Raw genomic sequence first — 22,270 nt, 5'->3', positions numbered from 1 at the left:
ACCTTCTTTTTCAAAAAAAAGAGGAATACAATTCGAATTGCATTCCTCTTTACAGAAGTTTATAGTGAAGTTGCTTAAGAAACGAATGTTGTCCTAAATAATATTACGTGTTGGGCTATTTGCCCAAACCTGCCTACCAGCAGGTAGGCCCAAATTCATTTCTTGCCTTGAAGCAAGAAACAGAAGCAAAGAAATTCAAGGCTGCTTTCCAAAAAACTTTCTTATTTATTTGAAGCTTAAGTGCGGCTGGCGGATCTAAGAACAAAGCTCTTAGCTAGCCAGTCTTACTAAAGCTCCAACTAAAACAAAAGCCTTTTGTAAAGAGGCCAGCCTAACAAGGCGCTTAAATACAAGCCTACAATAAAACACATTCCAATAACAAATTATTCATTAGTGAGTTAGCCTTAATCTTAAAAATCCTTTAAAACGCTATTGTTAAGATACCATACTATTTGGTCAGTATCATATACACTGGTAAATGGTCGCTATATCCATCGAGGTATGTTCTACCACCAAAAGTACGCAACAAGTGGCCTTTGTATTTTCCTTCTTGCTGAATTAAATAAGGTTTATTGTAGATTTTTGCCGTATCAAATTTTAAACCCTCATTACTTTTATCCAGTAAAGCTTTAGTAATAATCATCTGATCAAACAGGTTCCACTTTCCTCTATACATCAAAGTACCTATAGAGTCGGGCTGATGTAATTGCTCCATGGCATTAAACAAAGAACAATTATTATTAGCACAACAGTTGGTGAAACTACAAGCTTGTAATCCTTGTTTAAGGGAAACGTTGTGGGGATCATCGTTTAAATCGCCCATGCTTATAATTTTAGCATTGGCATTAACATGTAATATAGAATCGATAATAGATTTATTAAGTTGAGCTGCGGCTAAACGCGATGGTCGGCTTCGCTCCTCGCCTCCATATCGGCTTGGCCAATGGTTTACTATCAGATAAACAAAATCGCCTTTTAACTCACCTTCTACTAATAATTGATCACGAGTAAATACTCTATCACCTGATTCTTTATCGTGAATAATAAGTGGGTGAATGCTCGATTTAGCTAATTTAAAATCGGAAGCTTTATAAAACAAAGCCACATCGATACCTCGTTTATCCGGAGAATCATAATGTACAATCTCGTATCCTAATGGAGCCAACTGATCATTAGCAACTAAATCTTTTAATACATCTATATTTTCAACCTCGCATAAACCAATAACCGATGGACCCTCAAAACCCTCATCAGCACCTAAATCGGCAATTACCTCTCCTAGTTTATTTAACTTACTGGCATACCTAGCAGCATCCCATTGGTACTTTCCTTCAGGTGTAAAATCGATATCATTAACTCCTGGCGTATCAATGGTATCAAATAGGTTTTCGACATTATAAAATGCCACAACTGCACCTTTATCTACCTTATCTTTTTTAGTTACCGTACAGGCATTAAACACTAGCAAACCTGCCGCTATTAAGTATATTACTCTTTTCATCGTATTATTTTAAAACAACGAAAGCTACCAATATTTTGGTAGCTTTCAATTATAATAGAAAGTTAATTATTTACTCGAATGAATTCCATTCAATATCATCAATAATAAGCTGTTTTTCGGTGATATTTCTGATTTCAATGGTAACATCGCCTGAAACATTAATATCATCAATGGTCCAAATGTGCTTATTGTTATCATCAAAAGCTTCTGATGTACCATATGAATTACCGTTAATAAATAATTCAGCCTGGCGGTCACCACCACCTGTAAAACCTTTATAAAGCTTTACTCTAAAGTTTTTAATCCCGCCCGAAATAGTAGAAGATGTTACTTTACTAGCATCAGATAACCTACGTAACATTAACGCATTTCCATCGATACCAGCACCATTACCATCTCCATTTTCATCACGTGAAGCAACATAAGTCCATTCAATACCATTATTACCGGTAAATGAACCATCGACGTAACTATTACCAATCGTATTGTTATCAAAGTTCTCTTTAAAGTCGTAAGTTACATCTGGCTCAAGATCAATATCCACTCCACCATCTATACTCCCACCTTCTCCTTTAGCATCACCAAAGTTAAAGTTGGCAACCCTAAAGGTACAGTTCTCATCAAGATCAGTTCCTTTATAGTAAAAAACAATATACAGCTCTTCCCAATCGACTAGGGACGATAGATCAATGTTTCCTGATTCAACCCAAGCATGATCAGCATCAGAATCCCCAGCCACTTTAAAGTTTAATTTGGCCATTTTCGCTGTTGTTGGGTCATTGCTATCAGCAGCATACACTTCAAATGTAGTTGTTGCAGGTTGCCATCCGTATTTAGCCGTACTGAAACTTACTGTTTTTGCAACCACATCCTTAATGTTTAATGATGGAGACACCATCCAGCTTTCAATCTCAGTATTTAAACCCGCTCCTTTAGCTGTGGCTTGGGCATAATAATCATCATTATAACTAGTATATGACCATTGACGTTCTGGATCTGAATCTTTATTTAAAGTAGTCCATCCATCACCTACAACAGGGGCATAATTTTCGCCAACAAATTCATACAAATATGAATGTGCAGGAGGCTCAGTGCCTTGGTCATCTTCATCTACATCACCATAAGTAAAATCATCTACTCTAAAACTAGTTGAATTGGCACCAGCACCATCTCCTTTATAATAAAAGGCAATATACTGAACACCTGAGTATGCAGATAAATCAATATCCCCTGATTCAATCCATGCATTATCCTCATCTGCTTCAGCAGCTAATACTGCTGCTAACTCAGTTTTATTTGCTATTGACGGATCAACACCATCCATAATATACACCTTAAACTCTGTACTTGCTGCCCAATATGCTTTTGCTGTTTTAAATGCTACTTGTTTATTTATTGTGTTAGTAACATCTAATGGCGGCGATATCATCCATGAAGTATACGAAGCTTCTGTACCTCCAAAACCTGATCCTTGAGCATATTTATTTACTACACCATCAATATCAACTTCATTATATGACCAACCTCTATCTGCTCCTTCTTTGGCATCAACGGTTAACCAACCATTTTTGGTAATTTTATCATATTTTACACCATCGGAAAAATCGTAAAATAATTTTGTAGCCGCCACAACATCAACTGCTGGGTCAAAGTCTACAGTTGTAACTTCGAATACAACAGGGGCATCCGTAAGTATATTACTATTTTGCGGAAGCAAAAATGCCACGTCAATACCTTCTGCTCGCGGATCGTCCTTATCAACACCTACATATACAGGCGTATTATCTTTTTCCTTTAAAACACTGGCTGTTTGCAATTCCCAATTACCTTCTTCAACAGCAATAGCTTCTGTTGTGATGGTACCATCTTCGGCAATTGATTCGATGCCTAACTTAGACTCAACAACAACGCCATTATACTCTCTATATAACTTTATTTTTACCACAAAGTCCTCAGCAACTGTAATTACCTCTGGTGTATTTATTTTTAACTGTACATTACCTTTACGTACAATTTCACCTATTTCATCGATACACGAAAAAGCGATTAATGAAACAAGTGCTAACGATAAAAACTTATGTATTGCTCTCATTATAAATTATTGTTTTTTTTCTTAATTAACTGAATAAACTACTCCACCATCCCATGCAACATCCTTTTTACTACCGTAAATATGATCTACAAGTTCAGGATGATCTACAAAAGGATTTCTATTGTTTTGATGTTGAAATACAATATTATTTCGTCGTATTTCAAAGGGATCAACAGGATCGGTACTATGCCACTCTATCAGGTTAGTGACTCTTCCTTGTCGTGCAGGGCCTCCATCGTGTGACCCTGTTGAATTAGTACTAGAATCATCTAAATACAAGCCTTTACTATCAGCCCAACGCAACTCCATATACATTAAAATACGAGCTACATCACCTCGAGCAGAAACCATTGGCGCGTAAGAATACGAACCGTGCACACCAAAATAATTAGCATCATCCGACTTTGTTTCAAAATCTCTATTGCTTTTAATTCCATTAACTCCGGGATTTTCAGCTTTAAGATTATGTACATCGGAAGCGATACCTTTTGTTGAGTTATCCGCACTTGATTCTCCAACCTGTTTTAAACCTCTAGATTGTGCCCATACATGCTCTCTATTCCAAGTACTGCCACTATCCCAAGTTGGATTACCTGTCATCTCCTGATAAAAACACCAAGTGCGACCACTTACAGGATCATTATCCGCTTTTTCCATTATATAACGTGCATCACCATAACTTACTGCTTGATAATTGTCCGTAATTATACTAGCTATAGCTGCTTTTAGCGCATCTCCTTTTTTCCCTATTGCTGATGCGTAATAAGTTTCAATATCAAAAGGTTTATTATTATCAATATCATATGCTACTGAAACCACATGATAGCTGGCTGTGTCTGTATACAGTGGAGGATTACCACTAACAATTATACGCCCATTAACATCTACTTGAGGTATGATATAATCATAAGCAATAATTACAGTATCATCGTCTTCCTCATCTGAATCATCAGGTTTCTCGTTAGGGTCAACATAATCCGGAGGAAGCACATCCTCAATGGTATCACCGTCACAAGATGTAATAGAAAATACGGTAAATGTTACTAATAAAAGGTGAAATGTAAATTTTATATAATTCATTATAAAATTATTGTTGATTGAATAATAATCTCTTAAGCCATGGACTTAAGAGATTAGACTTATTTAAAATACAGGACCTGATAGTAAAACAAACTCAGGATTTGGAGAAGCTTTTGTACAGTTAAAACTGTATGTAGCTAATTTCTCACTTTTATCGTTGTATCTTAATTTGGCATTGGTTACTCTATAGGTAATTGTTACACCGTTCGATTCTATTTGAGCACCAGCCTCTTTGTACTTTTCCTTAAGCATAATCATAACTCCTTCTCCCACTCTATCAATCAAAGCTTCATCTAATTCTGCCAATTGATTTGTATCAAATAAAGCAGCTAAGGTTGGATCAACAGTAGCATCACCTATAAAATCTCTGCCAGAATTTGCTCTGTTATAGTGTGATAAATCAAAGTTTGAATACTGAGCGGTACTACCATAATAAAGGTCTCGTCCTCCATTATACCTGTCTTCCCAATACGTACCAAGATCTTTGCTATTTTTTACATAATCGGTAATTAACTGAAACTCCGGAGTACCCATAACAACATCTACTACTGGAGAAAACTTCCAAAAACGCGCTGCTTGCATTTCGTAATATTCAGCCACTGTATCTACCGCCGCTTCAAGAGCATCTGCAGTTCTAAAGGTTACCTCCGTAATAGATTTATTAGCGTATCCAGCAAAGGGTGCATCTATCACACTAGGAATATAATCAACAGAATAACCTTTATAAAGAATAGTATCTTCAGCAATGCTTTTTGCCAGTTCTAGCTCCTCTGGCGTAAGGGCATCCTCTTGTACCAATTTACTAATACTAACATAATCAGATGGAGTTAAAGTATAAGTCAGGCTCTTGTTTAATGGCCCTGTATATGCATCATCCAATTGGTTAGTGATATCCTCTAAAGGTTCACAAGCAAAAGTAATTATTGCAATAACAATTAAGTATATATAATTAAATTTCATTTTTTATTTTTTTAGAAGTTAACTTTTAGACCTAAAGAATAAGTGCGACCGAAACCATAATAAACTGGAGAACTTTGCCACGTAAATCCATCATCAGCATCAGTAATATAAACTGTATCAAATAGGTTATTTATTCTACCCGAGATACGAGTCATTACGTTGCCGATAGCAAAGTTATAACCTGCATTCAGATCCATTAGGTAAGCATCTGGTATTTGCCAAGCATCAACACCACTAGTTTCAGGAGTAGTTCTGTTTGCTGGATCGAAATCTGCGAAGTTGCGACCAAAGTAGTTTCCATCAAGGCCAATATTAAAACCATTAAAAAAACGATAGTTAAGACCTAAAGCTGCAGTTGTTTGAGCTGAGTTACCAACGCTAACGTCTTTTACATAAGCATTAAATTCACCTACAAACTCTCCTTGGTCATCAAATTCTTGGAAACGAACGTCATCTGTATACTTCCAATCTCCCACTGATGCCATAGCAGTAATTGTTAAATTTTTGGTTGGTTTATATGATCCTTCAAACTCAACTCCTCGGTGTAACGAATTTAAACCTAGAAGAGAAAAGCTTTGTCCTTGAAAACTTCTACTTAAACCCTGATCTCTCCACTCGGTATGATAAACACCTAATTTCAAACTAAGATTACGTGTTTTAAAACCATAACCTCCTTCAAAGGTTAACACCTTCTCGTATGGCGCATCCTCAATAATATCATTTGTATAACCATCAAACACAAACTTTATAAATGGTGAACGAATAAAATAACCCCCATTTGCATATACATTGTGCTTATCGCTTATATTATAATTAGCACCTGCTTTAATACTCCAATCTAAGAAGTTAGCCCAATCAGAAATTTGATTACCTGGCTCATACTGAATATAATCGATACGTCGTACGTTTTGATAAGACGAAGCGCCAGAAACAAATGCCGACCATTGGTCTAAAACAAACTCAGCTTGTGCAAATAAACCATTACGTAATACTTGCATATCGTTGTTAAAACTATAAATATCACCTTTTCTTAACGGTGTGTTATCTGAACGATTTACATCTTTATCATCCAAGAAAAACTGACCTCCAAGTAAATCATCGATTTGCTCGTAATGCTCTCCTAAATAATATCTACTATCTAAACCAAAAGTTAAGTTCACATTATCAACAGTTGTATTTAAGCTTGATAATAAACCATACCATTGATGAGAGTTTATTGAATTAGCTATAATAAAATCTGACTTCCCGTTAATTTCATTATTATGGTCAATCATCTTATCCCAATCAATTAAGCCATCACCAGTGCGCCAATCCATACTAGTGAACTTAAAGTTATTTCTATCATACTCCACTTCTGAAGCTAAATCTCCTCTTAATCGGCGACCACCTCCTGTCGAAACAGAAGCATAAACAGAAGTACTTAAAACCGTTGTAGAATTAATATTCCAATAGTGATTTATTGAGGCTTGTGGTTTATGGTAAAAGTTGTAACCATATCCTCCACCGTACTCTTCGCCATTACGAATACCATATTCTGAATTATATTTAGCACCCGAGGTATTAGAAAAAGGTAGATTTTCATTTTTATCCTCAAGTGTTGATATTAAGTGTTTATTACCACGCTGACCATGCGTTTGTGGCGCGCCAAAAATTTGAAATGACAAACGATGGTTTTCATTAATTACCTTTGTAATATTAGCGAAGTAGTTATACCCCTCAAAGCTTGTTCCGTTAATGTAACCATCACCTTTAACAGCACCTCCCATTAAAGTTAAGGCCCAACCATTTTCCATTAAACCTGTTGAAACATTAAAGTTGGTTTTCATATAACCATCGTTACCCATACCTGCATAAAACGATCCGCCTTGCTCAGCATCAGCACTTTTGGTTAAAATATTCATCGTTCCACCTACAGATGATATCGCAAGCTTAGAAGCTCCTAGACCACGCTGCACCTGCATTACTGAGGTAACATCGTTAAGACCAGCCCAGTTTGAGAAGTATACTTTACCATTTTCCATGTCGTTAACTGGCACACCGTTAATAAGTACACCAATATTACTAGTATTAAAGCCTCTAATACTTACACGAGAATCACCGAAACCTCCGGCTCCTTTAGTGGCATAAACAGAAGGTGTAGATTTTAGCACCTCTGGAAACTCTTGATTACCTAATTTCTCTTGTATAACGGCAGCTGGTATATTAGAAATAGCCACTGGTGTTTTTCTGTCAGTTGCAAATGATGCCACTACTGACACCTCAGTTAGGCCAACAGACGAAGACTCTAGTTTTATTGTACCTAAGTCTACATTCCCTTTTGCATTAATTGTTTTAATTTGATCGATATATCCCACAAAGTGAAATACCAAATCGTGCTTACCATCCTCTATACTTATCTCAAAGAAACCATCAAAATTTGTAACTGTTCCAACTCCCTTATCTTTCTCAAGGTATATAGCAGCTCCAATTAACGGTTCATTATTTGAAGCATCCACCAAAATACCACTTACTTTGTTTTGCGCTAAAATACTCATTGGTAATATGGCCATTAATAGCATCCATAGAAACCTGTGTTTTTTTAAATTCATTCTTAGTTTAAATTATTAGAGTGTAAAAAAATGTGTAATAATATAACTCTGCAAAGGAATAAAAAAAACAAGTAATTATCGAAATAGAAAATTACGAATAGGTTAAATAAAGCTTAATAAATGGAAAAAATGATAATTTCAAACAATCACCCCTACAAATAATACCTATAAACTAAAATTTAATGTAAATTTTAATCAATACCCCTAAATTTAAAAACAATCAAATATGGATATAAAACAGTATATTGACTAAATACAATTAACACTTCGTAAGTGTTTTAAATAATCAATAACTAAAAAGAACACAACCTTAATACAATGTTAATTTTCATTTTCTTATACATTTTCCTGCTAAATAATGTGAATTCAATATTATTAATACACAATTAAACTATAATACAACTAACCGATATATAAAGGTGATTAATTGAAATAATTTACCCCAAAATTTAAAGCAAAACATATATTTGCATTACAAAAATCCTTATACCACCCAACGCCTTTGCACATTAATTAAACTTTCAAACCAAAACACATGAAATTAAAATATAAAATATTACTACTAATCTGTGTTTTAAGTATAATAACCATTGCAAGCTGCTCAGTATTAATAAAAAGATATATCACAAAAAATTCAATTGAACTAATAGGTAATAGAATTGATATTAGCTCTTTGCACTTTAACCCTTTAACATTTGCTATAAGCGCTAATGATGTAAAAATATTTGAAACCAATAATATTAATATCCTTGCAAGCATCGAGCATATTTATCTTGATTTTTCTCCGTTTAAACTAATAGATAATGAATACTCAATATCTAAATTTACCATCAGTGGTTTAAATGTAAATATTAGCCAATACGATTCTCGTTTCAATTTTGATGATGCATTTGAACCTTTGAGGAATAAAAGTAACAAGAGCAATACACAAGAATTGAAGTATTCAATTTATAATATAGAGCTCAAAGAATCTAATATTGTTTTTTCTGACAAAAATACTGGAAAACAGATTTCTCTTAATGCTATAAATTTCCAGTTACCAAAATTGGCATGGAATAACACTGAATCAGAAGCAGGTTTGAATCTAAAATTAGGCGATAATGGAAGCCTATATCTTCAAGCCCAGCTTGATGATAAGAATAAACGATATCAGATAAACTGTAAGGTAAATGAATTTGACTTAAATAGCATTGAAGATTATACATCGGAATACTTTAATATAACTAAGCTAAATGGCTTATTAAATTTTAACTGCTCCATAGTAGGGAGCTTATCTGATATAAACGACATTAAAATATCAGGTGTTACAACAATAAACGACTTATCTGTTTTTGATGGTAATAAAACTGAAATAGCTAATATCAAAGGTATTGAAGCAGACATATATTATTACAAACCAACTAAGTCAAGCCTCTACCTCAGAACGATAGAAATACTTGAACCCAATACCAAACTTATTATTGATGATACATCTAATAATTGGAGTAAATTCTTGCAAAAAAAACACTCTAATGGCGCTGTTGAAAAATCAACTATGAATTATATGATTCGTAAAATCAGTGTTATGAATGGAAATCTGTTATTTAATGACAAAAGAGTTGAACCTGAAATAAGTACAGAAATTCAGAACATTACTGCCTCCATCTCAAATATTAGTAACGAAACCAATGACATTAGTGCTACTTACGAAGGACTTATTAAGAGTGGAGGTAAATTACACGGAACTGCAAGTTTAAGCACTGGCGATATAAAAGAATGGCAAGTAAATGCGAATCTAACTAATTTGCCTTTGGTTAACTATTCTGAATTTTCGAGTCACTACTTAAGCAGACCAATATTAAATGGCTCATTAGATTATCAGTTTAAACTAAAAGTTAGCAATAATCATATCACAAATAACAATCGACTTACCTTCTCAAACATAGTATTCGGGGACAAACAAAAAAGTAAAACGGCATATAAAGTGCCTGTACAAACAGCCTTTAATATTCTAAAAGATAAGAGGAATACCGTTACGATAGATATCCCAATTATAGGTGATCGCAAGAATGAAAATTTTATTTTAACCGAAGAAATAAGAACGGCATTTATCCAATACCTTAAAAACGCTGGAAAAACTAAAATTAAACACGTTGGTAAATCTATTAACGAACTAACTAAGGATGCTGAGACAATAAAGCTCAATTTTGGCAAATCAAAAATTCCGTTCAAACAAGAAGTAATTTTATCAAAGGCAGCTGATAAAATAAAATCAGGTGAATTAAAAAAACTCCTATTTTATCCCATTACTAATCCCCAATTGGATAAAGAAGAATTGGCATTTCAACAAGTCAAAATACAATATCTTAAATCTAAGCAACGCTCAAAAAAAACCAACGACAATTTATTAAAGGTCAAACTAAAGTTATTGTCTGATAATAAACCCGCGCTAATAAAATACATCAACGCGCAAACAAGTTTGACCCAGAATGAAAGTATTTATTCAAAGTGTATAGATATAATTGGTGAGAATGAAACAGAAAAACTATATCAAAGATTAATAGAAGATAGAAATGCAGAACTTGTTAAACATCTTACCAATAAACTCAAGCTTAATTCAGGTGCATTCGAAATTAAAAATAACGAAGTGTCAAATGAAATACCAAGCCCAATTTATCAAATAAAAGAAATTTCATCCGGTATTGGCGTTGAATTTGAAGGTGATTTTTAACATCATATACTAATTAACAGATAGGCAGGAAGCACGCTCGCTTATAGTCACTCGTGCATTAAAGGCTTCGGGAAAAGTATATTCACTAAATTATTAAACAAAAAAAGGTTGACTATACCTAGCCAACCTCCATCTATATATCGTAAATAATTAAAGGTCGGATATATTACCGTTGCTAACTTTAATTAATTCTACATCAAATATTATTACTTCATTCGGTCCTATTGGACCAGCACCTACAGGCCCATATGCATATGGAGAAGGAATAATTATTGTTGCTTTGTCTCCTTCTGCAACTGCAGTAAAACCAATTCTCCAACCAACAATTACTTGCCCTAATAAAAACTTAATACTTTCGTCTCCAGTATCTTCAAAAACGTCTCCATTAGTAAAATAGCCTTTATACTTTACCTCAACAAGCGAATCGCTATTAGGGTAAACTTCAGAGTGTGATGAATCTGTAACAGCTACATAAATTCCTGTTTCAACAGCTTCACCTTCTGAGTTTTCTACTGCCACATTCTCTGCATCAATATCATTTTCAGCTATATAATCTTCAATTATTTTAGCGTCAATTTTTAGCTGTTCCTCTAAATCATAATCGTCCCAAGGGTTATTGGGTGTATCTTTTTTACAGCTAGTGAAAATTCCTACAGTTAGTAGTGTGAAAAATAATGGTGTTAATAATCCTCGTAATTTCATTTGTTGTTCTTTGTCTTCCGCAGAAGGTGAATATTAATTAAAGAAGATTAGAAATATTAGGTATAATAATGATGTTTGTACTTACTTTTAGTTGCGTTCGCTAGCTATTTTAGTTACTTCTTTCATTTTACTCATAACAAAGGCATGCGATTTGCGCGTGTGAGGTATGGTACAATCACTACAATCTTTAAATCCGTTTGTATACTTAAAGTTTCCACCACACTTATCTTTTAACATATACAGAGGGCAAAAGCAAAAAAGACAGTTAAAATCGTCTTCATTTTTTACTTTATGGCAAGGAAAATATTCGCACTTGCGATTTTGGGTAAACTTATAATTCTCTGACATCGTTCTTGTTTATAATATTGTACTGAATATCGTAAATAACTTTGTTGGTTATTTTAGATTAAAGAGCTGGCAAAAGTATAAAAAGTAAATTAGAAATACGATGGTATTATAGCCTTATCGAAAGCTAAGGAGTAATAATTAATACCTACAAAAGCAGCAACCTAGCTGCGTGAGGGATTGAAGCGACATCCTTTTTGACCTTTTTGGGGGCAAAAAGATATAGCGAAAAAGCCCGGCCCTTTAGGGACACGCCCAAAAAAAGAAAGAGCCTGTCTGAAAAAAGACAAGCTCCATATTTAAATCTGATTATTTAAAATTATACGGTATAATTATCGTACTTGCAAATCGTGCAATTTACTGTAGACACCGCCTTTAGCTTTTAACTCGTCATGTGTACCACGTTCTACAATCTCTCCATCATCAAAAACACAAATCATATCGGCATTACGCACAGTTGATAAACGGTGAGCAATAACCACTGAAGTTCGTGAGTTCATTAAATTTTCTAAGGCTTCTTGCACTAGCTTTTCCGATTCGGTATCTAAGGCCGATGTGGCTTCGTCGAGAATTAAAATATCGGGATTTTTAAGTACAGCACGCGCAATACTAATACGTTGGCGTTGGCCTCCCGAAAGGTTTCCTCCCCTATCGCCCACAACAGAATCGTAACCATTTTCAGTAGCCATAATAAACTCGTGGGCATTGGCTACTTTAGCGGCATTTTCAACCTGCTCTAAAGTAGCATCTTCCACGCCAAAAGCAATGTTATTAAAGAAACTATCGTTAAATAAAATGGCTTCTTGATTGACATTACCCATTAATTCGCGAACATCAAATACTTTCATATCACGAATGTCAGTGCCATCAATTTCAATGCTTCCCTCTTGTATATCGTAAAAACGAGGCATTAGATCAACAAAGGTTGTTTTACCTGAGCCCGATTGACCAACTAAGGCAACCATTTTTCCTTTAGGAATAGAAACAGATACATTTTTAAGTACCTTTTTATCCTTGTAGGCAAAGGTCACATTTTTATATTCTACGGCTGTTTCAAACCCCTTTTTATCAACGGCAGTTGCTTTATCTGTAATTTTATTTTCAGCGAGTAAAATGGTATCAATACGCTCCATGGCCGCCAAGCCTTTTTGCACGTTAAAGTACCCCGTTGAAAACTGTTTTGCAGGATTAATAATTTGATAGAACACCCCGATATAAGCAATAAAACTAGCCCCATCAAGAGTACTTCCCTCGCCATTAATTATAATGGCACCAAACCAAACTATAAATACCATTACAATGGTTCCTAAAAATTCGCTGACCGGATGCGCTAAGGCATATCTACGCTGCAGCTTATTCATTATGGTGCGGTATTGCTCTGTTTCATCGCCATACCACCTTTCCATTTTAGGCTCTGCATTAAAGGCTTTAATTATTCTTAAACCACCTAATGCTTCTTCTACTATACCTAATAAATCGCCAAGCTTAGTTCTACTTTCTTTAGATTTATGCTTTAAGGTTTTTCCGGTTTTACCAATAATCCAACCTGCAATAGGCAGCATAATAAAAACAAAAATGGTTAACTGATAACTAATGGCAAATAAAAATCCAACCGATACAATAATCATAATTGGGTTTTTAAATAACATATTTATCGAGGCCATTATTGAACCTTCAACCTCGGTAACATCGCCTGTGGCCCGTGATATTAAATCTCCTTTACGCTCATCGGAGAAATAAGCCATTGGCAAACGCATTAGCTTATTAAAAATTTGAGTACGTAAATCCTTTACTACTCCGTTTCTAATACCTACCATTTCATGATCGGCCATATACATGCTCCCCACCTTAATTAAGGTTGCCACAAGCATAAATAATCCAATAAATGGCATAACCAATACAACCCCGTATTTTAACTTCACAAGAGTAACGTAATAGTATAAATTATTGGCCAACACATCCTTTGTCATTTGCCAAGGCAACAAAACATCTACCTCTTTTGCTGTTTGAAATAACACCTCTAAAATAGGTATCATAAATAGCATAGCTATTCCTGAAAACAAGGCTGATATAATGTTGTAAAAAATACTTAAAACAAGGGCACGTTTATACGGAGGTATAAATCGCTTTAGAATCTGAATAAAATCTTTCATTAATCTATTAAGTCTGTAAAAACATCATTACGATGTACAAAAAAAGTCAGCCGCTAAAGTAGTAATAGCAAGGCTGACTTTCAAAAAAATTATACCGAAATGCTTAAACTCCTGTATAAGACTGAGGAGAGATTGAACGAAGTTCATCTTTCACTGCTTCTGATACATTTAAAGTTTCAATAAATTCAGCTATACTTTTGGCTGTAATGCCTTCATTTGTTCTTGTTAACTCTTTTAACGCTTCGTAAGGGTTTGGATATGCCTCACGACGTAAAATAGTTTGAATAGCCTCAGCAACTACTGCCCAGTTATCCTCTAAATCTTTATCTATAGCCGCTTTGTTTAATAACAATTTACCCAATCCTTTTTGTAGGGATTTAATGGCAATAACCGTGTGTGCAATAGGTACACCAATGTTACGTAATACGGTTGAATCAGTTAAATCGCGCTGTAAGCGAGATACTGGAAGTTTTGCCGATAAGTGCTCATACAAACAATTGGCAATACCTAAGTTACCTTCAGCATTTTCAAAATCGATTGGATTTACCTTATGTGGCATAGCACTTGAACCTACCTCACCTTTTTTAATCTTTTGCTTAAAGTACTCCATCATAATGTAAGTCCAATAATCGCGCGAAAGATCCAACATAATTGTATTAATACGCTTTAAGCTATCAAAAATGGCAGCTAAGTTATCGTAGTTAGAAATTTGAGTTGTATACTGCTCTCTATCTAATTTTAATACATTATTTACAAAGTTGTTTCCAAAATCAACCCAGTTAATTTCAGGATATGCAACCTTATGTGCGTTAAAGTTTCCTGTAGCACCGCCAAACTTAGCCGAACAAGGAATCCTTTTTAACAAGTTCAATTGTGTATTTAAACGCTCCACAAATACCTTCATCTCTTTACCCAAACGAGTAGGAGAAGCTGGCTGACCATGCGTTTTAGCTAACATTGAAATATCTTCCCAATCCTTAGATAAGCCATCTAATTGCTCAATTAGCTCTTCTAATAATGGGTAATACATTTCGTTAACAGCATCGCGCAACGAGTAAGGAATCGCGGTGTTATTAATATCCTGTGAAGTTAATCCGAAGTGAATAAACTCTTTATATTTATCTAATTTAAGAACGTCAAATTTCTCTTTAATGAAATACTCTACAGCCTTAACATCGTGGTTAGTTACCCCTTCAATTTCTTTGATACGCTCGGCATCTTCTAACTGAAATTTCTTGTAAATATCTCTTAAATCGTTATAAAGCGACTTATCGAAATCTGCCAGTTGTGGTAATGGCTGCTCACATAACGTAATAAAATACTCCACTTCCACTAAAACACGGTAGCGAATTAATGCATACTCTGAAAAATAAAGTGCTAAACCATCCGCCTTGCTTCTGTATCGTCCGTCTACTGGCGAAATTGCCGTCAATAACTGTATATCCATCATTAATATTTAAATTTTGAAAGTGCAAAAATAACATTTTTATATTCACACAAATTTATTTATCCATATAAAAGGTTCGCTTTTTTAATTGAGGTTACATTTTTATCCCTCGCCTTCCATATCCTCAACTATTTTTATGGCTCCCGCTACAAATTTAGGGCATCGTGTTTCAAAAACACCCGATTTACCAGCTAACTCCTTTTTCTCTGGGTCTGAAATATCATAACCTATTAGGGCTTTACAATCGCTTGAACCAAATTCCGCTTCAAATTTAGAAACCAATAACTGCGATAAATTTAAACACTTTGCCGCTTCACTATCCTTTGTATCCAGGGTATAACCGTATTTTAAACCAATTCCCATCAGGGCACCCGTAACAGCCCCACAGGTTTTTCCGTATCGTGCAATTCCTCCGCCAAAGGCAGAACATATCAATTGCATTTGTTCCGAGTTCATATTATCAGGCGCAATACCTTGCAGTGTGGCCTGCGCGCAATTACAACCGGCGTTAAAAAGTTGCACGCCCTTTTCTAAATCTGATGTTTTATTTGCCATGCTAGTGGTTTAATACCAAATGCATTATTGAATGATTGATAAGAAATTGAATTATTTAAAAATTCTACGATGCATAAAATAGAGATATAGCCTTAGCTACGTTGATATTTTATGAAGCAGTAGAAGCTTTATAGAAACAATTTATAGCAATCATTTGATGATGTTTTTGGTATAAATGTTTCCCAAAAATAAACTAAACCACAGATAAGTACAAGAAAAAGTAATATTATGGCGAACCATATCTCGCTATCTGTTTTAGCCTTTATTTTTGTGGCCATGTTTAGCTAACTTGTGCGGGTGCTTCCTGCGGTCGCAGCCACCAAGTAAGCTGCACAAAGCCACAAAAGCAAAGGGCTATCACGCCTATCGAGGTCGCGGCAAATAACACCCAGTAAAATATAAAGTATTCGAAACATAAAATGCCGTATAAAGTTATATTTGTAAAATATTACAAAAAATATAAATACCCAGGTATTTAGTATAAGACAAAAGCATAATGAAAATAATATCGTGGAATGTAAATGGCATCAGAGCCGTTGCCAAAAAGAATTTTTTTGAAGATTTTAAAAATATAGATGCCGATGTTTTTTGCCTACAAGAAACCAAAGCACAAGACGATCAAGTGGCGGAAACCCTTGCTCCGCTCGAAGGTTATCATATTTACTCAAACTCAGCAGTAAAGAAAGGCTACTCGGGTACGGCCATTATTTCAAAAACCAAGCCCCTAAACGTAACTAAAGATATGGGCATTGAAGAGCACGATACCGAAGGAAGGGTTTTATGTGCCGAGTACGAAAATTATTATGTGGTCACTGTTTATGTACCCAACTCAGGTAGTGCTTTGGCGCGCCTCCCATACCGACAAGATTGGGATAAGGCATTCTTCAACTATTTAAAAGACCTTGAAAAGACGAAGCCTGTTTTAGTTTGTGGCGATTTTAACGTAGCACACAAAGCCATTGACTTAGCTCGACCAAAACCAAACTACAACAAGTCCGCCGGTTTTATGCAAGAAGAAATTGATGGCATGGACAGGTTCACACAAGGTGGCTTAGCCGATACATTCCGCCACATCAACCCTGATAAAACAGACATGTATTCGTGGTGGAGCTACAGAGCTGGAGCTCGTGGTAAGAATGTAGGTTGGCGCATCGACTACTTTTTATCTTCAGAAAGCCTATTACCACAAATAAAAGATGCCTATATTTTAAAGGATGTAATGGGGTCGGATCATTGTCCGGTTGGGGTTGATTTATAGATATTCAACTCTAAAAAAAGATAGTTTAAGGTTAATACACAAAAACCACCCAATGATTTTAGAAAAATGACGGATGTTTTTTAAAAAATGTCCATTATTTTTTGAAAATCGTTGGGTGGTTTTTGAAAAATGATGGGCATTTCTTATTCAAAGAAACCACTATCTATTTATTCGTGGTGTACTATATAATTCTATTGGATAAGGAAAGAAGATTGAATCGGCAATTAGTTCGGTAATTAACTTCTTTCTCATCCCATTTGAGCTTTCTTCATTAGACTCCCAATATAAACGTGCATCAAAACCTGAATGAGAATATTCTGCTAAAAGACCGAGTTTTTCATTAAAAAACAATCTTAAATCTCCGTCTATTCCATCATTATCAATCAATAATGATAAAACATCATGTGATTTACCGTCTATCTTATATTCTTTTTTAAAGTCCAAAATAAAGTACTCACTATATACTAGGTTAGGGTCTGATAAATAATCGACCGTCGGTGTTTTTAATGACTCCTTTGAACACAAATACCATTTCTGATAATCAACAGTATCATTCGTTAAATCAATCGACTTATATTTTAAATCGCCATACCTGTACAATTTCAAAAGTATAACCGAATCATTTAGTGTTGAGTATGAATAATCCACATCGAATACCGGTCTTTCATTCTTTAATTTATAGGATAAATAATGAGTATAGACATTTACTTTCCCAATAACCCTGCGCTCTGATACCTGTGCACAGGAAAATAGAATAAAAAGGAGTATAAAAAGTTGAAAATATCTTTGCATGAACTAATTCAAAATTGGCCAATTTTATTAGCCATTACAACTCTGCCGACCAAAAGTACATTGGAGGGTTGCTCTCTTCAAATTTTAGTGATTTATAAAGTCCCTGAGCCTTCGGGTTATCGTGCCTTACTTCTAAGGTTATTTTGCAAAAATCGTGCTCAGCACCATAATCTTTTATGGCTTTTAAAAAGGAACGTCCATAACCCTTTCCTCTATATTTTTGATGCACCACATAATCGTGAATATTAAAAAGCTGCTTGGCTTTAAATGTTGAGAAAGCGACAAAACAATTGGCTAAGGCAACAAACTCCTTTCCATCAAAATAAAGAAAGCCTAAATAATTAGGCTGCTCTTTTAAACCCGCAATAATCTTTTCTGCTAAACCCGCTTTCATGGGTGCGCCAAGCCCCATTTCATCGAGCATATAATCGTTCATTAATTCAATAATCGCAGCTTGATGAGAAGGGGTATTTATATCTATTTTTACTAATTCCATGCTGAACTCTATTTTATATCACATTGGTATATAATATCCATTATTTCGGAAGCCACATGTGGCCTATAATGAGAGGTTTCGTAATAATTATGAATTGTCTGTGTGTATTTATTCTTTCCTGAAAAATTATAGATATTCCGTTCCCCAAAAATCTTATACAATAATTCTAATTGCTCTTTCTCCAATGGAATTTGATCATATATTGGAGAGATCACAATTTTATAATTCGTTTTATGTTTATTAAAAACCTCTTTAATATTCGTTAATAACTCTACTTCTTTATCCGTAACATTACACTTTATAGGTTCGATCAACGAAGGTTCCACAAATATCCCTTTTTCTATTAATTCTTGATAATAACCAGCAGAATCATTTTTTATTGCAACATCCTCTCCGTACCATACATCACAATTTATTGAATTAGCTTTACTTTTAGGATAATGATTATTCCTTATTAAAAAACCCATATAATCGCGATATTTACCAAATAAATAATAATCACAATATGCTATTAAGAATTTTGGAGAAAGAGATGCTCTAAAAAAAGAATAATAATATTCAACGTTTGAACTTTTTGAAACACAAGGCATCGGTATAAATAGATGCCCTTTGTTTATTTCTGTTTGAGCTAGTAATTCCCTATCTATAATAATTAGAGCATTACGTATTGTATCTCCTGCTTCAAAGATATACTGAACTTTTTTTGATATACCCCAAATACCTTCTCCAGATGCATCAAAATGGAATCCCCTAGAATTGAGGTTTAAATGTGGTTTCCATTCTTTTATTTTAAACGCATTAGAGCGCGAACTCCCAAAAATAAAAGAATCATACTTTTCTTTTTCTCTATAAAAATTGAAAGTTTTAGTAGTGATCATTTCTCTATTCAATCCTACTTTTTGTGTTGAATAATAATCTTGAAAACCATTTATCTTAAAGAAATCAATTACAAATACTACAGGTAAAACACAAGTGAGTGGAAATAGAAACAATACTAATTTAGTAATATATCTTTTCATAAGTTAAAATTGAAAATAAATGAACTGTTGTTTTTCGCCTCCAAACCATACTAATGAAAATATTATCAGATAATATAAAGCATACCTCATGACTTTAGGCCATTTAGATCCGAAGTACTCCAAAGCATGTTTATGTGTTCTTGCATTCCATTCTATTAATACAAATAGGAATAAAAGTAATATCATTTTTTTTGGTGTTACAGAAGTTCCAGAAAAATCAAAGCCATTAAATTGGAATATGCTTTTTGAAAAAATAGTAGTAATAATGTCTAAGGATTGAGTCAAATTCTCTGCTCTAAAAAATATCCAAGCAAAAACAGTCAAACCAAATGTAATAAACATTTGAAATAACTCTTTTAAATTAGGTAAGGTCTTTCCGTCCGCTACGACCCCAAGATTATTTCTATTTCTTCCACTAAGTAAAAGAGGTATAAAATAAATAGCATTTAACATTCCCCAGAATAAAAAGGTCCAATTAGCTCCGTGCCAAAAACCACTAACTAAAAATATGATAACAGTATTCCTTATAGCGAGATTACGATTAACTCTGCTACCTCCTAAAGGAATATATACATAATCACGAAACCAAGTTGATAAAGAAATGTGCCACCTACGCCAAAACTCTGCTATATCTCGAGAAAAGTATGGAAAAGCAAAGTTTTGCATTAAATTAAATCCAAAAAGACGAGAGGTTCCAATGGAAATATCTGAGTACCCTGAAAAATCACCATAGATTTGGAAGGCAAAAAATATAGCCCCTAAAAGCAATGAGCTACCATAAACATCGTCTGAATTATTAAATACAATATTTGCCAAATCGGCGCAATTATCAGCTATTACAATCTTTTTAAACAAGCCCCATAAAATTTGCCTAGTTCCATCAACAGCTTTTTTATAATCGAAAATACGTTTACTATAAAATTGTGGCAATAAATGGGTAGCTCGTTCAATGGGTCCAGCTACTAATTGAGGAAAATAACTAACAAATGCAGCAAACGCTATAAAATTGGTAGTCGGTTTAAGTTTCCTTTTATACACATCAATTGTGTAACTCAAGGTTTGGAAAGTATAAAAACTGATACCTACTGGTAAAACTATTTTAAGAGAACTCGCATTTATATTTAAACCAAATACTGAGAAAGATGCAATAAAGCTATCTAAGAAAAAATTGTAATATTTAAAGAAGGCCAAAAAACCAATATTAACGAAAATACTAACATATAATAAGTACTTTCTAGAGCTTGTTTTCTCAACATGACTCATCCTAATACCAACTATATAATCTACTATTGTGCTAAAAAATATTAAACTCAAAAAATGCCAATCCCACCATCCATAAAAGACATAACTAGCAACTACTATTAATAAATTTTGAAATTTTAAGTTACTATTTAAAAACCAATACAATAAGAATACCAGTGGTAAAAAAATGGCAAAATCTAATGAAATAAATAACATCCTAGAGAAGGTTTAAACGGAGAACAAATATATACAATTACTATAATAGAAAACAGTTCCTCCTAACCCCTCTTTCATAGGTTCGCCAAGCCCCATGCCATCGAGCATATAATCGTTCATTAATTCAATAATCGCAGCTTGATGAGAAGGGGTATTTATATCTACTTTTACTAATTCCATTGAATCCCGTGTTTTGTAAATAAAACTTGCTGCCATTGTCCGTCAATGTATTCGCTTAAATGGGTATACCCAGCTTTTAGCAACTCTTCGGCCACAAACTCAAAACCCTCAATTAGTTTTTCAGGGAAATGGGCATCGCTATTTATAGTTACTTTAATACCCATTTCGCACATGGTACTGAACCACTCAATACCCGGAAATAAAAGTCCGTTTCGTTCTAAGGACTTGGTATTTATTTCTACAATTAAATCTTTTGTAGCAATGCTTTTTAGGGTTTCAATAACTTCGTTTTTGTACCACTGATCGGTTTCATTAAAGACAACCTCGGTAGCATTGTGCATTTTTATTTTATCAAGATGCCCTACTATTTCGAAATCTTGAGTGTCAATCATTTCGCGGTTTAGTCGGTAAAACTCCTGAACCACTGCTTTTACATCGCCATTAAATATTTCGTTTAGGCCTTGCTGAAACTCTTCGAAGCTGCCATCAATAGCCCAATATTCGCCATTATTAAGTTGCTTAATAAAGTGGATGGAGCCCACAATATAATCGAGCTGAAGCGCTTTTATGTAATCGGTATTTGGGCCAATTTGCTTGGGCACGTAATCTACTTCGAGTGATCGTAGTAGTTTTATTTTACCCTCATACTTACCTTGCAGCGCAATTAATTCGGCATTGTAATTACTTAGGCTTTCTGGTTTCATGGTCCAGAAACACTCAAAAGGAACGGGAGCATGTGAAGAAACACCAAGAACAGGCATTCCGAGTTTAATTGCACTTTGTATGTAAGATTCTATTTCGCCGTGACCATCGCAATATTTGCTATGCCCATGATAATTAGTCCAACTCATAATTAGTTGTAGTTTTTCAGTTTGAACCCTAAAAATTGAACATTTTTTCAGCAAATCAAAGTATTTACAGCAAATAGACACAT

At 34.3% G+C, this 22,270-nt stretch carries 18 protein-coding genes; 2 read left to right on the top strand and 16 right to left on the bottom strand.

Annotated elements, in window-relative coordinates:
- Nucleotides 1–448: 448 nt before the first annotated feature.
- The 5 genes from QMO11_RS17630 to QMO11_RS17610 form a co-directional block, all read right to left on the bottom strand.
- Nucleotides 449–1,501, bottom strand: a complete 1,053-nt coding sequence (locus tag QMO11_RS17630; RefSeq protein WP_282038843.1) for an endonuclease/exonuclease/phosphatase family protein — start codon at nucleotides 1,499–1,501, stop codon at nucleotides 449–451.
- A gap of 70 nt (nucleotides 1,502–1,571) precedes the next feature.
- On the bottom strand, nucleotides 1,572–3,593 hold the full coding sequence (locus QMO11_RS17625) for a choice-of-anchor J domain-containing protein (RefSeq protein WP_282038842.1): 2,022 nt from the start codon (nucleotides 3,591–3,593) through the stop codon (nucleotides 1,572–1,574).
- A gap of 21 nt (nucleotides 3,594–3,614) precedes the next feature.
- The gene (locus tag QMO11_RS17620) at nucleotides 3,615–4,673 is read right to left on the bottom strand and encodes an endonuclease (RefSeq protein ID WP_282038841.1); all 1,059 of its coding nucleotides are present in this window, start codon (nucleotides 4,671–4,673) and stop codon (nucleotides 3,615–3,617) included.
- Nucleotides 4,674–4,736: 63 nt separating this feature from the next.
- On the bottom strand, nucleotides 4,737–5,633 hold the full coding sequence (locus QMO11_RS17615; protein ID WP_282038840.1) for a hypothetical protein: 897 nt from the start codon (nucleotides 5,631–5,633) through the stop codon (nucleotides 4,737–4,739).
- Nucleotides 5,634–5,644: 11 nt separating this feature from the next.
- Nucleotides 5,645–8,221: a TonB-dependent receptor gene (locus QMO11_RS17610; RefSeq protein ID WP_282038838.1), complete on the bottom strand. Its 2,577-nt coding sequence runs from the start codon at nucleotides 8,219–8,221 to the stop codon at nucleotides 5,645–5,647.
- Nucleotides 8,222–8,756: 535 nt separating this feature from the next.
- Between QMO11_RS17610 and QMO11_RS17605 the strand changes: the two genes are divergently transcribed.
- Entirely contained in the window at nucleotides 8,757–10,931 is a 2,175-nt protein-coding gene (locus tag QMO11_RS17605) for a DUF748 domain-containing protein (protein ID WP_282038836.1), read from the top strand.
- Nucleotides 10,932–11,081: 150 nt separating this feature from the next.
- On the opposite strand, the gene QMO11_RS17600 is transcribed toward QMO11_RS17605, so the two are convergent.
- The 5 genes from QMO11_RS17600 to QMO11_RS17580 all read right to left on the bottom strand — a co-directional run bounded on the left by QMO11_RS17600 (nucleotide 11,082) and on the right by QMO11_RS17580 (nucleotide 16,133).
- A complete protein-coding gene (locus QMO11_RS17600; RefSeq protein ID WP_282038834.1) occupies nucleotides 11,082–11,633 on the bottom strand; it encodes an FKBP-type peptidyl-prolyl cis-trans isomerase in 552 nt (183 codons plus the stop codon).
- Nucleotides 11,634–11,720: 87 nt separating this feature from the next.
- Entirely contained in the window at nucleotides 11,721–11,981 is a 261-nt protein-coding gene (locus tag QMO11_RS17595; protein ID WP_068473540.1) for a cysteine-rich small domain-containing protein, read from the bottom strand.
- A 329-nt stretch (nucleotides 11,982–12,310) separates the two neighbouring features.
- Entirely contained in the window at nucleotides 12,311–14,131 is a 1,821-nt protein-coding gene (locus QMO11_RS17590) for an ABC transporter ATP-binding protein (protein WP_282038831.1), read from the bottom strand.
- 103 nt (nucleotides 14,132–14,234) lie between these two features.
- Nucleotides 14,235–15,581 carry an adenylosuccinate lyase gene (gene purB / locus QMO11_RS17585; protein WP_068473711.1) on the bottom strand — a complete coding sequence of 449 codons (1,347 nt, stop codon included), beginning with the start codon at nucleotides 15,579–15,581 and terminating at the stop codon, nucleotides 14,235–14,237.
- A gap of 99 nt (nucleotides 15,582–15,680) precedes the next feature.
- Nucleotides 15,681–16,133 carry a C-GCAxxG-C-C family protein gene (locus QMO11_RS17580; RefSeq protein WP_282038829.1) on the bottom strand — a complete coding sequence of 151 codons (453 nt, stop codon included), beginning with the start codon at nucleotides 16,131–16,133 and terminating at the stop codon, nucleotides 15,681–15,683.
- A 496-nt stretch (nucleotides 16,134–16,629) separates the two neighbouring features.
- Between QMO11_RS17580 and QMO11_RS17575 the strand changes: the two genes are divergently transcribed.
- Nucleotides 16,630–17,391: an exodeoxyribonuclease III gene (locus QMO11_RS17575; RefSeq protein WP_282038827.1), complete on the top strand. Its 762-nt coding sequence runs from the start codon at nucleotides 16,630–16,632 to the stop codon at nucleotides 17,389–17,391.
- Nucleotides 17,392–17,550: 159 nt separating this feature from the next.
- Here the strand turns inward: QMO11_RS17575 and QMO11_RS17570 are convergent, their stop codons facing one another.
- From QMO11_RS17570 to QMO11_RS17545, 6 genes are read right to left on the bottom strand one after another with little or no spacing between them, the layout of a single operon-like run.
- Nucleotides 17,551–18,183, bottom strand: a complete 633-nt coding sequence (locus QMO11_RS17570) for a hypothetical protein (protein WP_282038826.1) — start codon at nucleotides 18,181–18,183, stop codon at nucleotides 17,551–17,553.
- A 34-nt stretch (nucleotides 18,184–18,217) separates the two neighbouring features.
- A complete protein-coding gene (locus QMO11_RS17565) occupies nucleotides 18,218–18,679 on the bottom strand; it encodes a GNAT family N-acetyltransferase (protein ID WP_282038823.1) in 462 nt (153 codons plus the stop codon).
- Between the two features lie 8 nt (nucleotides 18,680–18,687).
- Nucleotides 18,688–19,698, bottom strand: coding sequence for a hypothetical protein (locus QMO11_RS17560; protein ID WP_282038822.1), 1,011 nt, complete (start codon nucleotides 19,696–19,698; stop codon nucleotides 18,688–18,690).
- 3 nt (nucleotides 19,699–19,701) lie between these two features.
- Nucleotides 19,702–21,156: an MBOAT family O-acyltransferase gene (locus QMO11_RS17555; protein WP_282038820.1), complete on the bottom strand. Its 1,455-nt coding sequence runs from the start codon at nucleotides 21,154–21,156 to the stop codon at nucleotides 19,702–19,704.
- A gap of 12 nt (nucleotides 21,157–21,168) precedes the next feature.
- Nucleotides 21,169–21,336: a hypothetical protein gene (locus tag QMO11_RS17550; protein ID WP_282038818.1), complete on the bottom strand. Its 168-nt coding sequence runs from the start codon at nucleotides 21,334–21,336 to the stop codon at nucleotides 21,169–21,171.
- Nucleotides 21,327–22,187 carry a histidinol-phosphatase gene (locus tag QMO11_RS17545; protein WP_282038816.1) on the bottom strand — a complete coding sequence of 287 codons (861 nt, stop codon included), beginning with the start codon at nucleotides 22,185–22,187 and terminating at the stop codon, nucleotides 21,327–21,329. Before QMO11_RS17545 ends, QMO11_RS17550 begins: the two co-directional genes overlap by 10 nt.
- Nucleotides 22,188–22,270 lie beyond the last annotated feature (83 nt).

It is taken from the genome of Saccharicrinis aurantiacus (assembly GCF_947489045.1).
Classification (GTDB): Bacteria; Bacteroidota; Bacteroidia; order Bacteroidales; family Marinilabiliaceae; genus Saccharicrinis; species Saccharicrinis aurantiacus.
The sequence above is the reverse complement of the archived record's forward strand: the minus strand, read 5'-3'. Positions and strand labels throughout refer to the sequence as shown.